Here is a 12,918-nt window from a genome sequence, read left to right on the forward strand (position 1 = left end):
CAAAGGTTCCGGGACCAGTTCTGCAGGCGGGTCGCTGCAGCCGGACCTGTTCCGGAATTAGTCATCATCCCAGCCGTCGTCATCCCCATCATCATCCCAATCGTCATCGTCGTCATCGTAGTCCTGCGGTGGGGCAGGCTGGACCGGAACCGGCTTGGTCTCTTCTCCCGGCGGCCGTTCGGATGGAGTTGGCGACGGCTTGGGGGTGGAAGCCGGCGACGGCGGTTCGCTTGCCGCCGGGGCCGGGGTTTCGGCCGGACCGGGCGATCCGGACTGCGTGACGCTGATCGACGGGCCAAGATCAGTGGTGCCCGGATCACGCATCGCCGCGGCCAGCGCAGCGCCGCCGGCGCCCAGCCCGAGCAGCACGGCCAGCGTGATCAAAACGGTGCGGATGGCTACACGAGGCATGGCATCAGTATCCATGGCGCAGATGAGACCAAGATGAGAGCCTCGCCCGAAGCCCCGGTGGGGCCTTGCTGCGGGAGTGGGCCGGATGCTCGGCGGGAGCGGACCTCCGTCAGTCGGTGCCGTCGGCCGCGGCGTCCGCGGCGCGCCGGGCAATGTCCGCTTCCACCGTCCTGCCCAGGTCATCGAGGGCAGAGGCCAGCCCCAGATAGGCAGCCACCCGGAGCGTGCGGCCGACGTCGGGCTCCTGCAGCACCAGTTTGAACATCGGCACGGCGTCGTCGGCCCGGCCCATCTCCGCCAGGACGTGTGCGGCGAACAATTCGGAATTGCCGGCCGAGGCGGCGTCATCCGCGGCCGAGTAGAGATCGGCTGCGTGCAGTGCGGCCGAGATCGCCGCGGTGCCGTCCTCCAGCGCCCACAGTCCCCGGGCCCGTGTGTCGCTGTAGTCCGCCTCGTACCAGTGTGCACCGTACTCCCGGGCCAGGCTGATCGCCTCGTCCAGGGCGGTCAGGCCGTTCGTGTCGCCGGCCTCGCACAAGGCGTGGCCGAGTGCGTGCAGCGCCTGCGGCAGCGCGGCGTCGTCGTCCTCGGCCTTGCGGGCGGCGGCTACCGCCGCTTCAAAGCAGACCAACGCGTCCTTGTCGCGGTCCTCCCGGGAGAGCAGCGTGCCGGTCGCCAGCAGGCCGCGGGCCGCCTCGCCGAACTCACCGCCGTGGCTGAATTCGGCCACCGCGCGGCGCCAACAGTCCAGCGCCTCGGGAGTGCGGCCGGCGTGCCGGTGGGCATGGCCCATGCTCATCAGGGCGCGGGCCACCTGCGGGTGTGGTGCCTTGGTCTGCTCCAACCGCTGCAGCAGCTTGGCCAGCACCTCGCCGGCGAGTTCATATTCCTCGGCCTCCAGCAGTTGGTTTCCCAAGGCCAGACGCAGGGTCAGTTCTTCTTGGACTTCTCCGCGTTCAGCTTGCGCCACGGCCGCCTGCCAGGCCAGCACGGAATCTTCATAGTCGCCCATCCCCGCACACAGCCGCGCCAGCACCACGGCCGCGCTGATGGCGCCCTTGCGCACGCCCGCCGCAGCGTAGAGTTCCAGCGCCGTCAGCGCTTCCTCCAGCCCGGCCGCGCCTTCGCCGCCGGCTGCATTGGCCTTCAGCAGCCACATGCTGGCAGTGGTGGCACGGTTTCCGGGCAAGGCCAGCATCCGTTCAGCGGCCGCCGTGGCCCGTTCCGGCTGGTCGGCCTGCAGGTACGTATTGGCCAGATACATCAGCGCACCGGACAAGCTGTCGGTCCGGCCGGCACGTTCGTAGCCGGCCACCGCCTCTTCCAGCAGGGCGATCGCCCGCTTCGCCTCGCCCCGCTGGGATCGGACGACGGCGATGGCTAACTGGACGTCCGAGGTCACCGACGCCGGGGAATGGGTATCCAGCAGGCGGGCCAGTTCGGCCTCCAGCAGCGGCAGGTCGTGGTCGCCGGCCTCGCGGAACAGGACGATTCCCAGCCGTTCGCCCGCCGCAGCCTCTGCCGCCAGCCCGTTGCGGCGGAGCAGGGCTATCCGCGCCTGGAGGTACTCAAGGGCTTGCCTCTCGTCTCCGGCCAGTTGGTCGAGCGCAATCAGCACCGAGTACAAGCCCAGCCGGACGTCCAGATCGGCGTCGGAGGACCGGGCCAGTCCGGCCTCTGCCAACGCACGGGCGTTGGCATGGTTCTCCGCATAGGCGGCCTCATAGGCGCGGTCCAAACAGTCCCGGGCGGCAGCAGGGAACCGTGAGGGATCGGGCCCGGCGTTCTCCAGGACGGCACGCAATCGGTCGGCGATCAGGCCGCGAGGCATGGTGGCCGCGGACTCAGGCACGGCCGCCCCGCTTCCGCAGCGCTGTGCCGTGGAACCTCGTTGCCGCATTGCCCATGGTCTCAGTTCTAGCTGCCAACGGAGGTCCGCGCAATGCCCTTCTGAGTGCCCCGCAGAGGGGCGGCGGCGATGGTCATCGGCAGGCTGCATTGCGGGATACAAACAAGTCATTGCAAAGAACTGCTTGCAAAGAAGTCTTTGCATGTCTAGGATTGTGCTCATGGAACAGCACCAAACGCAGGAAGCCATCCCGTCCCCGACGGGCGAGCACGGCAATGACCGTCGGGTGGATGTGGTGTCCTTGAAGGCACTGGCCCACCCGCTGCGGATCCAGCTGCTCAATACGTTGTCCCAATACGGCCCGCAGACCGCCAGCGGACTCGCGGAACGTCTGGGGGAGTCCAGCGGTGCCACCAGTTATCACTTGCGCCAACTGGCCAAGCACGACTTCGTCCGCGAGGTCGAAGGCCGGGGAACGGCCCGCGAACGCTGGTGGCGGCGCACCCCCGGCAGCTTGACCATCAGCGCCGGTGAACTGGCCGGCAGCCCGGCGACCAGGGAGGCGGCCCGCCTGGTCACGCGGGAATTCGAGCACAGCCGGGCGGACCTGCTGGCCGACTTCATGGCCCACGGGAGCGAGCTGGTGCCGGAAGAATGGCTGGATGCGTCGGTGGTCAGCACGATCAACGTCCGGCTGACCCGTGAACAGCTCGCCGAAATCGCCGAACAAGCATCTGATTACGTCCGCAAACTGGCGGCGCCCTATCTGGACCAGAATGCGGAGAGCACCGATGGCGTCCGCCCGGTACAGCTCCACCTCAACGCTTTTCCGATCATCGACGTCCGCTCGGACCGGACGCCCCCACCCACCGAGAGCCCATCATGACTACCGTTCCCAGCCAGCCGTACCGCCCGCCGTCCTCCGCCGGCTTCACCATCAGGCCCACGGCTTTTGAATCGTTCCTGATCCACTCCGGCCGCGCGCTGATGAGGGCCGGAGAACACCGTTCCCGGCGGCAGGCGGCCCTGCGCCGGCCGACGCCCAGCCATGGTGCTCCTGCCGTGCTGCTGCTGGCCCACGAAACCCTTCGGACCGATGTCCAGGCTGCAGCACACAGCGGTATCCACGCCCGGTAGCCCCAGCCCGCCGCCCTACACTAAAGGGATGGAATTCGATACGCGGGTTGCCGCCTACGGCGTGATCGTCGCCGACGGCGCCGTGCTGCTGGCCCGCTGGACCGGCGCCGGCTGGCCCCGTTGGACGCTGCCCGGCGGCGGCCTGGAATATGGAGAAGACGCCGAGACCGGCGCTGTCCGGGAGATCCGGGAGGAGACGGGCTATTCAGCCGAGCTCCAGGGACTGCTGGGCGTGGACAGCAAACACATCCCGGCTGGGATGCGGCTGCACGGGAACCGCCCACTGCACGCCTTCCGCGTCATCTACGCAGCCAGCGTCATCGACGGTGAACTGAAGGACGAGGCCGACGGGTCCACCGACCTGGCGCGGTGGATTCCGCTCCACCGGGTCCCGTCGCTGGACCGCGTCGACCTGGTGGATCTGGGGCTTCGGCTGCTCTTTCCGGACGGTGTGCCGGCTGGCCATTCCGCAACCGGCCGCTGAGCGCTATGCTGGTCCGGTTGACGGGCCGCGATGCCCGCTGGGACTTTTTGAGGAGGTGGATGTGATGACCGTCATTGCCGCAGATGTCGTTGCCATCTCCAGCCCCGCCTCCCACCGCCGCTCCGGCCGCGGCTAGCAGCCGGAACACCCGGTCCGGAGGCCTCAGTTCCCGAGGTAACCGTCGTGACCGACACATCCACACCCCATTCCCTGCTGCACAGCTACGGCTACACCGAACGCATCGCCGCGCTGTTCAGGGACGAATTTCCCGATTCCGGCCTCCGCCCTGCCCGGGTGGCGCGCACCGACCGAGGCCGCGTCCTGCTGGCGGCCGACGGCGGCCTTCTGCATCTGGCGACCGCGGGGCTGCCGCAGCAGCCGGCCACCGGCGACTGGGTGGCGTACGACGCCGGCCGTCCGGCGTCCGCGGGCGGACCTGCCATCGCCGGGCTGCTGCCGCGGTTTTCCGCGCTGTCCCGCAAACAGGCCCACGATCCGCTCTCGGCCGAACAGATCCTGGCCGCCAACATGGACATCATCGGCGTCGTGGCGCCCTTCGACAGGCCGCTCTCGCCGAACCGGCTGGAGCGGACTCTGGTGGCCGCGTGGGATTCGGGCGCCGTGCCGCTGGTGATCTTGACCAAAGCGGACCTGCGCGGGAAGCACGACGAGGTCGCCGCCCAGATCGTGGAGCAGGCGGCCGGTGCCGAAGTCCTGACAACCAGCGCGGAAACGGGAGACGGCCTGGACACCTTGGCCGGGTACCTGGCCCCCGGCCGGTCGATGGCGTTGCTTGGACCCTCCGGCGCAGGCAAATCCAGTCTGATCAACGCACTGGTGGGCAGGGAGGTGCAGGACGCCGGAGCGGTCCGCGCAGGCGACGGCAAGGGCCGCCACACCACCACGGTGCGTGAACTCATTCCGCTGCACAACGGCGCAGTGCTGATGGACACACCCGGCATTCGCGGCTTCGCCCTGTGGGATGCAGAGGACGGACTGGGGACAGTATTCGCCGATATCGAAGAGCTGGCTACCAGTTGCCGGTTCAGCGACTGCGTCCATGATGCCGAGCCCGGCTGCGCCGTCCAGCGGGCGCTCGCCGACGGCAGTCTGGAGCGGCGGCGCTGGGATAGCTACCGGAAGATGGAACGGGAATTGGCCAGCCTGCACCTGCGGCAGAACGCGGCGGCGCAGCGCCGGACCGGCCGGCAGTTCGCCAAGCTGGCCAAGGCGGCCGCGCAGGCCAAGGACTACCGCGGGCACCGGGAACCACGTGCAGACGGGCCGCGGAGGTGATTAGACTCAGAGCCAGCACTTCTGCGGGCCCGCCGGCCGCAGGATCTCCCACGGAAGGTTCAGCATGACCGAGCCCATACAGCCGACTGCCCTTCCAACGGCCCAACCGGCTGATCAGCCGGCAGCCGTAGCCACGGCTGGGCAGAGCCCGATGGTGGAGTTCCGGGAAGTCACCAAGACCTATGCCGGACAGCCGGCCGTCCATGACCTGACACTGGACATTGAACGGGGTGCGATCACCGTCTTTGTGGGTCCCTCGGGCTGCGGCAAAACCACCTCGCTCCGGATGATTAACCGGATGGTAGAGCCAACCGCTGGTTCCGTGCTGGTGGACGGCCAGGATGTCTCCGCCCAACCCGCCGCGGCCCTGCGCCGTTCCATGGGCTATGTCATGCAGTCGTCCGGACTGCTTCCGCACCGCACCGTGCTGGACAACGTTGCCACCGTGCCGCGGCTCAACGGAGTGCGCCGCATGGCTGCGCGGAAGCGCGCCGAGGAGTTGCTCGCCGTCGTCGGGCTGGCGCAAGAGTTGGGCAACCGCTACCCGGCCCAACTCTCCGGCGGCCAGCAGCAGCGTGTTGGGGTGGCCCGGGCGCTCGCGGCCGATCCGCCGATCTTGCTGATGGACGAGCCCTTCAGCGCGGTGGATCCGGTGGTCCGCGCCGAGCTGCAGCAGGAATTGCTGCGGTTGCAACAGCACCTGGCGAAAACCATCGTGTTCGTCACCCACGATATCGACGAGGCGACCATCCTCGGCGACAAGCTGGCCGTCTTCGCCACAGGCGGCCGGCTGGCGCAGTTCGGCACGCCGGAGGAAGTCCTGCGGGCACCGGTGGACGAATTTGTCGCCGGGTTCGTCGGCCGGGACCGCGGCTTCCGCTCGTTGTCGTTCAACAACGCGGCCGGCCTGACCCTGCTGCCAGCCGCCACTGCCACCGCAGACCGTGCTGCGGAAGCGCCAGCGGAGGGTTGGCTGCTGTTGACCAACGACGGCGGTGGACCGGCGGGGTGGCTGCCTCCCGGTCAGCGGGACCCGGCGAAGGCACTGATCGGGGGATCGCTGTTCACGCTCGGCTCCAGCCTCAGGCAGGCGCTGGACGCGGCACTGTCCTCGCCCTCCGGGGCGGGGGTTGCCATCGACGCCGACGGTCGTGTGGCCGGCCTGATCGAACCTTCCGCCGTGCTGCAGCGGCTCCGGGCGGACGGCAACTGATGGAGTGGTTCCTGGCGAACCTGCCGTATGTGCTGGAGCTGACTTGGCTCCACTGGTTCCAGTCCGCGCTTCCGCTGGTGCTCGGGCTGGCGGCGTCGCTGCCGCTGGGCTACTTGGCCTGGCGGATCCACGCCATCCGCGGCCTCATCCTGTCCCTTTCCTCGGTGCTGTACACCATCCCCTCGCTGGCCCTGTTCGTCATCCTGCCGGTGATCCTGGGCACCGGAATCCTGGAAATGTCCAACCTGATCGTTGCGCTGACCGTTTATACAGTTGCGCTGCTGGTCCGTTCGGTGGTTGATGCGCTGGAGTCCGTGGACGACGGGGTCAGGCAAGCCGCAGCGGCCATGGGCTACCGGCCGGTGCGCCGCTTCTTCCAAGTGGATTTGCCGCTGTGTATTCCGGTGCTGGTGGCTGGCCTGCGGGTGGCGTCGGTGAGCAACATATCGGTGGCCAGCGTGGGTGCGCTGATTGGCGTCCCGAACCTTGGTTTCCTGTTCACCGACGGATTGCTGCGCAACTTCATGACCGAAATCGTGGTCGGAATTCTCATGACGCTGGTGTTGGCGGCGCTGATGGATCTGTTGCTGGTGGTGCTGGAACGAGTACTCACGCCGTGGCTGCGCCGGCGCAGAGGAACGGACGGATCCAATACCCTCGCCCGGGGCGGGCCCGGTACCGAGTCGGAAGCCGGCGGTGGCGCGGCGGTGCAGAATCGCATCGGCCCGGAACAGCGGCCCGATGCTGCACGGGCGGCGGTGCGCGGATGAATCTCTTCGAGCAGACAGCGGAGTGGTTCCTGGATCCGGCCAACTGGACCGGACCGGCAGGCATTCCGGCCAGGCTGGCCGAGCACCTGTTCTACAGTGGCCTGACCCTGATGATTGCCGCGGCCATTGCCCTGCCGCTGGGGCTGTTTGTCGGCCACACCGGAAGGGGGCGCATCGCCATCGTCGGGCTTGCCAGCGGGCTGCGCGCGCTGCCAACGCTGGGCCTGCTGACACTGTTCGTCCTCCTGATGGGCCTGGGTCTCATGCCTCCGATCTACGCCCTGGTGATCCTGGCCATCCCACCGCTGCTGGCGGGCACCTATTCCGGGATTGCTGCCGTCGACCGGCCGCTGGTGGACGCCGCACGGGCGATGGGCATGACCGAATGGCAGGTGCTGTTCCGTGCCGAAGTGCCCAACGCGCTGCCGGTGCTGCTGGGCGGGGTGCGTGCCGCCTTCCTGCAGGTCATCGCCACGGTCTCCGTGGTCGCCTATATTAATCTCGGCGGCCTCGGCCGGTATCTGATCGACGGGCTCGCCTTACGCGACCCGGTACGGCTGTTTGCCGGCGCACTGCTGATCGCAGCGCTGGCGCTGGTGACGGACGGCTTGTTGGCTGTGGTGCAGAAAGCCGCAGTATCGCCCGGCGTGCGCGGCGGCGCCTCCGGGTCAAAAGGCAGGACAAGTAAGGTTGGAGCAGCCAGTGCAGGCATATGAGGAGATGAGCATGAAAAACCACCCCGGGATCAACGCACACAGCCAAGAACGGACCAGGCGCCCGGCCGCCCGGCGGAGCGTGCTCGCGGCAGGAACGGCGGCCCTGGCACTGGTACTGGCCGCTTGCGGCGGCGGATCCAACCCGCTGCAGGAAGGGACACCGGCGTCGGAGGGAAGCGCCGGCGGGTCCCTGGTGATCGGTTCCAGCGGCGGCACGGAAAGCCAGATTATTGCGGAACTCTACGCGGGTGCACTGACCGCGGCCGGCTACGACGTCACCACGAAGCCGGGCATCGGCTCCCGGGAGGTGTACGTGAAGGCCGTCGAGGAAGGCTCCGTAGACGTTATCCCGGACTACAGCGGGAACCTGCTGCTGTTCCTGGACACCAGTGCGACGGCCGCCTCCGCGAAGGACGTCATGGCGGCACTGCCGGCCGCCATGCCCGAGGGACTCGGCGTGCTGGAGCCGGCAGCGGCGGAGAGCAAGGACGCCATGGTGGTGACCAAGGCGACGGCGGAGAAACACAAGCTGACCTCGATCGAGGACATGGCCCCGGTCTGCGGCGATCTGGTGATCGGAGCCAACCCGGAATTCGCCGAGCGCGAATACGGCCTGCCGGGACTGAAGAAGCACTACAACTGCGTGCCCAAGTCCTTCGAACCGATCAACGATTACGGTGGGCCGACCACGCTCAATGCCCTGATCACGGACAAAATCCAGGTGGCCGATATCTACACCACCACCCCTTCCATCGAGGACAACGACTTGGTGGTGCTTGAAGACCCGAAGAACAACTTCATTGCCCAGCAGGTGCTGCCGCTGGTGCGCACAGAATCCGTGGACGACAAGGCATCCAAGGTGCTCAACGAGGTCTCGGCGGCATTGACCACCGAGGACCTGATTGACCTCAACCGACAGGTCAGCGGGGACGAAAAGCGCAACCCGGCCGACGCGGCCGCCGATTGGCTGGCCAAGAAGGGCTTGGCCGACTAAGGCTTTGCCTCAAGTTCAGGTACGCGCCGCTCCGGTCACCGGGGCGGCGCGTGCGGTGTGCGAAGATTTTTGAATGGCCGAGTTCAAGCAGTCCAATAAGCTCCACAACGTTCTCTACGACATCCGCGGGCCGCTGCTCGAGCACGCGCAGCGGATGGAGGCCGAGGGCCAGCGCATCCTCAAACTGAACATCGGCAACCCCGCGCCGTTCGGATTCGAGGCGCCGGACGCCATTCTGGTGGACGTGATCCGCAACCTGCCCACGGCCCAGGGCTACAGCGATTCGCGCGGCATTTTCTCCGCCCGGACCGCCGTGTCGCAGTACTACCAGACACGCGGCATCCAGGAGATCGGCGTGGACGACGTCTATCTGGGCAACGGCGTCAGCGAGCTGATCACCATGAGCCTGCAGGCGCTGCTGAACAACGGCGACGAGGTGCTTATCCCGGCGCCCGACTATCCCCTCTGGACCGCCTCGGTGTCCCTGGCCGGCGGCCATCCCGTGCATTATCTCTGTGTCGAGGAAGAGGGCTGGCTGCCCGATCTGGAAGACATGGAACGGAAGATCACCCCCAACACCAAGGGAATCGTGATCATCAACCCGAACAACCCCACCGGGGCCGTCTATCCGCAGCACATCCTCGAAGGCATGCTGGAACTGGCACGCAAGCACAACCTGGTGGTGTTCTCGGACGAGATTTACGAGAAGATCCTCTACGAAGACGCCGAACATGTGAATACGGCGCTGCTGGCCGACGACGTGTTGGTCCTGACGTTCAGCGGGCTGTCCAAGGCCTACCGGGTCTGCGGTTTCCGCAGCGGCTGGATGGCCATCTCCGGGCCCAAGCATTTGGCCGGCGACTACATCGAAGGCATCAACCTGCTCACCAACATGCGGCTGTGCGCCAACGTTCCGGCCCAGCATGCAATCCAGACCGCGCTGGGCGGACACCAGAGCATCAACGACCTGATCCTGCCCGGCGGCAGGCTGCTGGAGCAGCGCAACAAAGCCTATGAGCTGCTGAACGCCATCCCCGGAGTCAGTACCCAGCAGGCCAAGGGGGCGCTCTACCTGTTCCCGAAGCTGGACCCGGAAATCTATCCGATCAAGGATGACGAGCAGTTCGCGTTGGACCTGCTCAAGCAGCAGAAGATCCTGATCTCGCACGGCCGGGCGTTTAACTGGACACAGCCCGATCACTTCCGTCTGGTCACGTTGCCGAATGTGGACGTCTTGACCGAAGCCGTCGGGCGGATCGAGGAATTCCTGACCGGGTACCGGCAATAACCGGCGTAGCCGCCGTACCCGCGCGTGGGTAGGCTTTCCCCACCGCGTGCCACGCGGGCCGTGCCGAAGGGAGAACCAGGGTGGACGAGGCAGATGTGCCGGTGTTTTCGCGGAGTCCGTCGGAGTTGCTGCGGGTCGGACCGGGTTTTGAGCTGGCTGCCGTGGACACCGGCAGCACCCCGGGTTTTGCCGGCGGCAAGGCTGAGGGCAAAACCTTGCTCAAAGCATCCGACCAACGCCTCTCCGAACTGCAGGAACGGCTCTTCGCGCAGAGTCGCGGTGGGGCGCGGGATGCCGTCCTGCTGGTGCTTCAGGGCATGGATACCTCCGGCAAGGGCGGGATCGTGCGGCACGTGGTCGGAGCGGCCGACCCGCAGGGCGTGTCCCATCATGCGTTTAAGGCCCCGACGCCGGAAGAACTGGAGCACGATTTTCTCTGGCGGGTGGAGCGGGAGTTGCCTGGGCCTGGCCTGATCGGCGTCTTCGACCGGTCGCACTATGAAGACGTGCTCATCCACCGAGTGCACGGGCTCTCGTCCCGGGAGGTGGTGGAAGCCCGGTATGGCCAGATCATCGACTTCGAGTCATCGGTGGCCGGAAGAGGTATCCGGCTGGTTAAAGTCATGTTGCACCTGGGCAAGGACGAACAGGGCAAACGGTTGTCCGAGCGGCTGGACCGGGCGGACAAATACTGGAAGTACGATCCGGGCGATGTGGACGAACGCCGTTTCTGGGACGAATACCAACAGGCCTACCAGGTGATGCTGGACCGGACCAGCACCGCCGATGCACCGTGGTTCGTGGTGCCGGCGGACAACAAGTGGTACGCCCGGATTGCCGTGCAGGAGCTTCTGTTGCAGGCGTTGGAAGCCATCGACCCGCAGTGGCCACCGGCCCACTTCGACGTCGCCGCGGAAAAGGCCCGGCTAGCCGACTCGTAGCTGCGGCCGGAACGGCGGCAAAGAGTCGAGGCGGGCGTCCGCGCTGTGGCGGACCTTCCGGTGGGGGTGCCGGGCGGGCTAGAGCGGGGAAATCGGGGAACCCGGAGTGCCGGCACTGACCGGCGACTGTCCGGCGTTGGTCGCGCTGCGGGCTGCGTCCAAACGTTGCCGCGCACCTTCCAGCCAAGCCTCGCAGCGGGCGGCCAGCGCTTCGCCGCGTTCCCACAGCGCGAGGGACTGTTCAAGGCTGGCGCCGCCGGCTTCCAGCTGGCTGACAACGGCCACCAACTCTTCGCGCGCCTGTTCATAGGACAAGGAAGCGACATCGGCCGGCACTGCTGGCTGCTCTGTCATCGGGTTCTCGCTTTCGGTGCAGGTCATTTTGTTGGAGCCTGTGGGAGTTCGGGAGCGGCGTCAGGGGAGTGTTTCGGCGGCGACCTCGCCTACCGCGAGGCGGAGACGCAGCCGGGTGCCGGCGGGAGCGTCGGCTGCATCGCGCAGCACGTGCCCATCCGGCAGCTGGGCCACGGCATAGCCGCGGTCCAGCGTGTTCTGAGGCGAGAGCGCACGTACCTGCGCCTTGAGGTGGGCAATCCGGTCCGTATCCCGGTGCACGGCCGCGGAGACTGCTTGGTGGGCCCGTGAAGTCAGCCGGTGGATGTCGTCTGTCCGGACATCCACCATGCCGGCAGGATTCGCCATCACCGGGCGGCTCCGCAAGGTGGCCAGCCGGTCGGTTTCGCGGTGGACCAACTGCTCCACCCGCCGGGCCAGCATGGCGCGGGCCTGGCCGATCCGGTGCAGTTCCTCGCTGACATCCGGGACAATGCGCTTGGCTGCATCCGTGGGGGTCGAGGCGCGCAGGTCCGCAACGTCGTCCAGCAGCGGGCGGTCTGCCTCGTGTCCGATGGCGCTGACAATCGGCGTGGCCGCGGCGGCCACCGCGCGAACCAGGTCTTCGTTGCTGAAGGGCAGCAGATCTTCCAGCGATCCGCCACCGCGGGCGATGACGATGACGTCCACGTCCTGGCGGGCGTCGAGTTCCGCGAGGGCCCGCATCACCTGGGCCACCGCGTTCACGCCTTGGACGGCCACCTCGCGCACTTCGAATTCGACGGCCGGCCAGCGCAGCGAGGCATTCCGGATGACGTCCTTCATGGCGTCGGAATCCCGGCCGGTGATGAGGCCGATGCGGTGCGGAAGCAGCGGCAGGCGCTGCTTGCGTGAGGCGTCGAACAGGCCTTCGGCTGCCAGCGCCCGGCGCAGCCGCTCCAGCCTCACCAGCAAGTCTCCTAGCCCCACCGGCCGGATGTCGCGGGTCTGCATGGTCAGTCGGCCGGTCTTGATGTAAAGGTCCGGCTTGATCTGCGCCACCACGCGCGAGCCCGGTTCAAGTGGCATCTCCAGGCGTGCCATCACGCTGCCCCAGACCACCAGGCTGAAGGATGCCTCGGCATCGGTGTCCCGCAGTGTCAGGTAGGTAGTTGAGTTCCGGCGATTGAGCTCAATGACCTGGCCCTCAACCCAGGTGGGCGGCACTCGGTCAATGTGCATCTTGAGCTTCTGGGACAGCATCCGCAGCGGCCAGGGGTTCTCCGCCGTGGTTTGGTTGGCAGTCGGGGGCAGGGTCGACTTCCCGGTGTCCGCGCCTTGGACCCCGCCTGACTCCATGAATTGCCCCCTCCGGTAGTGTGCTTCCGTGTGCTTCCGGCGGCTGCCGAAGACTCTACATTCTTACCAGCTATCCCCGTCATTCGGATTCTCTGTTGTACTAGGTACAAATGGCGCAGGGCTCGCGGGGCACTGCCGAACCAGCCGA

Annotated in this window: 14 protein-coding genes; 10 read left to right on the forward strand and 4 right to left on the reverse strand. The window is 67.2% G+C overall.

Going from position 1 to position 12,918, the window contains the following annotated elements:
• Window positions 1–57: 57 nt before the first annotated feature.
• Window positions 58–411, reverse strand: coding sequence for a hypothetical protein (locus tag MNQ99_RS05960; RefSeq protein WP_241914777.1), 354 nt, complete (start codon window positions 409–411; stop codon window positions 58–60).
• A 109-nt stretch (window positions 412–520) separates the two neighbouring features.
• Window positions 521–2,263, reverse strand: coding sequence for a tetratricopeptide repeat protein (locus tag MNQ99_RS05965; RefSeq protein WP_127511194.1), 1,743 nt, complete (start codon window positions 2,261–2,263; stop codon window positions 521–523).
• A gap of 217 nt (window positions 2,264–2,480) precedes the next feature.
• On the opposite strand from MNQ99_RS05965, the gene MNQ99_RS05970 reads away from it, so the two are divergent.
• From MNQ99_RS05970 to MNQ99_RS06015, 10 genes are all read left to right on the forward strand, one after another.
• A complete protein-coding gene (locus MNQ99_RS05970; RefSeq protein ID WP_241914778.1) occupies window positions 2,481–3,146 on the forward strand; it encodes an ArsR/SmtB family transcription factor in 666 nt (221 codons plus the stop codon).
• Window positions 3,143–3,397, forward strand: coding sequence for a hypothetical protein (locus tag MNQ99_RS05975; RefSeq protein WP_241914779.1), 255 nt, complete (start codon window positions 3,143–3,145; stop codon window positions 3,395–3,397). The genes MNQ99_RS05970 and MNQ99_RS05975 overlap by 4 nt, the downstream gene beginning before the upstream one ends.
• 28 nt (window positions 3,398–3,425) lie before the next feature.
• Window positions 3,426–3,881 carry an NUDIX hydrolase gene (locus MNQ99_RS05980; protein ID WP_241914780.1) on the forward strand — a complete coding sequence of 152 codons (456 nt, stop codon included), beginning with the start codon at window positions 3,426–3,428 and terminating at the stop codon, window positions 3,879–3,881.
• Window positions 3,882–4,064: 183 nt separating this feature from the next.
• Window positions 4,065–5,177, forward strand: coding sequence for a ribosome small subunit-dependent GTPase A (rsgA, locus tag MNQ99_RS05985; protein WP_241914781.1), 1,113 nt, complete (start codon window positions 4,065–4,067; stop codon window positions 5,175–5,177).
• A gap of 151 nt (window positions 5,178–5,328) precedes the next feature.
• Entirely contained in the window at window positions 5,329–6,390 is a 1,062-nt protein-coding gene (locus MNQ99_RS05990) for an ABC transporter ATP-binding protein (RefSeq protein ID WP_241915282.1), read from the forward strand.
• Window positions 6,390–7,160, forward strand: a complete 771-nt coding sequence (locus MNQ99_RS05995) for an ABC transporter permease (protein WP_241914782.1) — start codon at window positions 6,390–6,392, stop codon at window positions 7,158–7,160. The genes MNQ99_RS05990 and MNQ99_RS05995 overlap by 1 nt, the downstream gene beginning before the upstream one ends.
• Window positions 7,157–7,876 (forward strand): ABC transporter permease, encoded by a 720-nt coding sequence (locus MNQ99_RS06000; RefSeq protein WP_127511200.1) that lies wholly within the window; start codon window positions 7,157–7,159, stop codon window positions 7,874–7,876. The genes MNQ99_RS05995 and MNQ99_RS06000 overlap by 4 nt, the downstream gene beginning before the upstream one ends.
• Before the next feature lie 10 nt (window positions 7,877–7,886).
• Window positions 7,887–8,870, forward strand: coding sequence for an ABC transporter substrate-binding protein (locus MNQ99_RS06005; protein ID WP_241914783.1), 984 nt, complete (start codon window positions 7,887–7,889; stop codon window positions 8,868–8,870).
• 73 nt (window positions 8,871–8,943) lie between these two features.
• Window positions 8,944–10,158, forward strand: coding sequence for a pyridoxal phosphate-dependent aminotransferase (locus MNQ99_RS06010; protein ID WP_127511202.1), 1,215 nt, complete (start codon window positions 8,944–8,946; stop codon window positions 10,156–10,158).
• Window positions 10,159–10,238: 80 nt separating this feature from the next.
• On the forward strand, window positions 10,239–11,099 hold the full coding sequence (locus MNQ99_RS06015; RefSeq protein ID WP_241914784.1) for a polyphosphate kinase 2 family protein: 861 nt from the start codon (window positions 10,239–10,241) through the stop codon (window positions 11,097–11,099).
• A 78-nt stretch (window positions 11,100–11,177) separates the two neighbouring features.
• Here MNQ99_RS06015 and MNQ99_RS06020 read toward each other — a convergent pair whose 3' ends face one another.
• Both MNQ99_RS06020 and xseA read right to left on the reverse strand, forming a co-directional pair.
• Entirely contained in the window at window positions 11,178–11,453 is a 276-nt protein-coding gene (locus MNQ99_RS06020) for an exodeoxyribonuclease VII small subunit (RefSeq protein ID WP_241915283.1), read from the reverse strand.
• A 60-nt stretch (window positions 11,454–11,513) separates the two neighbouring features.
• Complete coding sequence (gene xseA / locus MNQ99_RS06025) at window positions 11,514–12,770, reverse strand: exodeoxyribonuclease VII large subunit (RefSeq protein ID WP_127511203.1); 1,257 nt, start codon at window positions 12,768–12,770, stop codon at window positions 11,514–11,516.
• Window positions 12,771–12,918: the final 148 nt, after the last annotated feature.

This window comes from Arthrobacter sulfonylureivorans, assembly GCF_022637435.1.
In the GTDB taxonomy this organism is placed as follows: Bacteria; Actinomycetota; Actinomycetes; order Actinomycetales; family Micrococcaceae; genus Crystallibacter; species Crystallibacter sulfonylureivorans.

Excerpts from the sequence above, each read along its gene's own strand:
- MNQ99_RS05990 (WP_241915282.1), top strand. The coding sequence starts at position 5,329 with ATGGTGGAGTTCCGGGAAGTCACCAAGACCTATGCCGGACAGCCGGCC.
- MNQ99_RS05960 (WP_241914777.1), bottom strand. The coding sequence starts at position 411 with ATGCCTCGTGTAGCCATCCGCACCGTTTTGATCACGCTGGCCGTGCTG.
- MNQ99_RS06000 (WP_127511200.1), top strand. The coding sequence starts at position 7,157 with ATGAATCTCTTCGAGCAGACAGCGGAGTGGTTCCTGGATCCGGCCAAC.
- MNQ99_RS05980 (WP_241914780.1), top strand. The coding sequence starts at position 3,426 with ATGGAATTCGATACGCGGGTTGCCGCCTACGGCGTGATCGTCGCCGAC.
- MNQ99_RS06005 (WP_241914783.1), top strand. The coding sequence starts at position 7,887 with ATGAAAAACCACCCCGGGATCAACGCACACAGCCAAGAACGGACCAGG.
- MNQ99_RS05970 (WP_241914778.1), top strand. The coding sequence starts at position 2,481 with ATGGAACAGCACCAAACGCAGGAAGCCATCCCGTCCCCGACGGGCGAG.
- xseA (WP_127511203.1), bottom strand. The coding sequence starts at position 12,770 with ATGGAGTCAGGCGGGGTCCAAGGCGCGGACACCGGGAAGTCGACCCTG.
- MNQ99_RS05975 (WP_241914779.1), top strand. The coding sequence starts at position 3,143 with ATGACTACCGTTCCCAGCCAGCCGTACCGCCCGCCGTCCTCCGCCGGC.
- MNQ99_RS05995 (WP_241914782.1), top strand. The coding sequence starts at position 6,390 with ATGGAGTGGTTCCTGGCGAACCTGCCGTATGTGCTGGAGCTGACTTGG.
- MNQ99_RS06010 (WP_127511202.1), top strand. The coding sequence starts at position 8,944 with ATGGCCGAGTTCAAGCAGTCCAATAAGCTCCACAACGTTCTCTACGAC.
- MNQ99_RS06020 (WP_241915283.1), bottom strand. The coding sequence starts at position 11,453 with ATGACAGAGCAGCCAGCAGTGCCGGCCGATGTCGCTTCCTTGTCCTAT.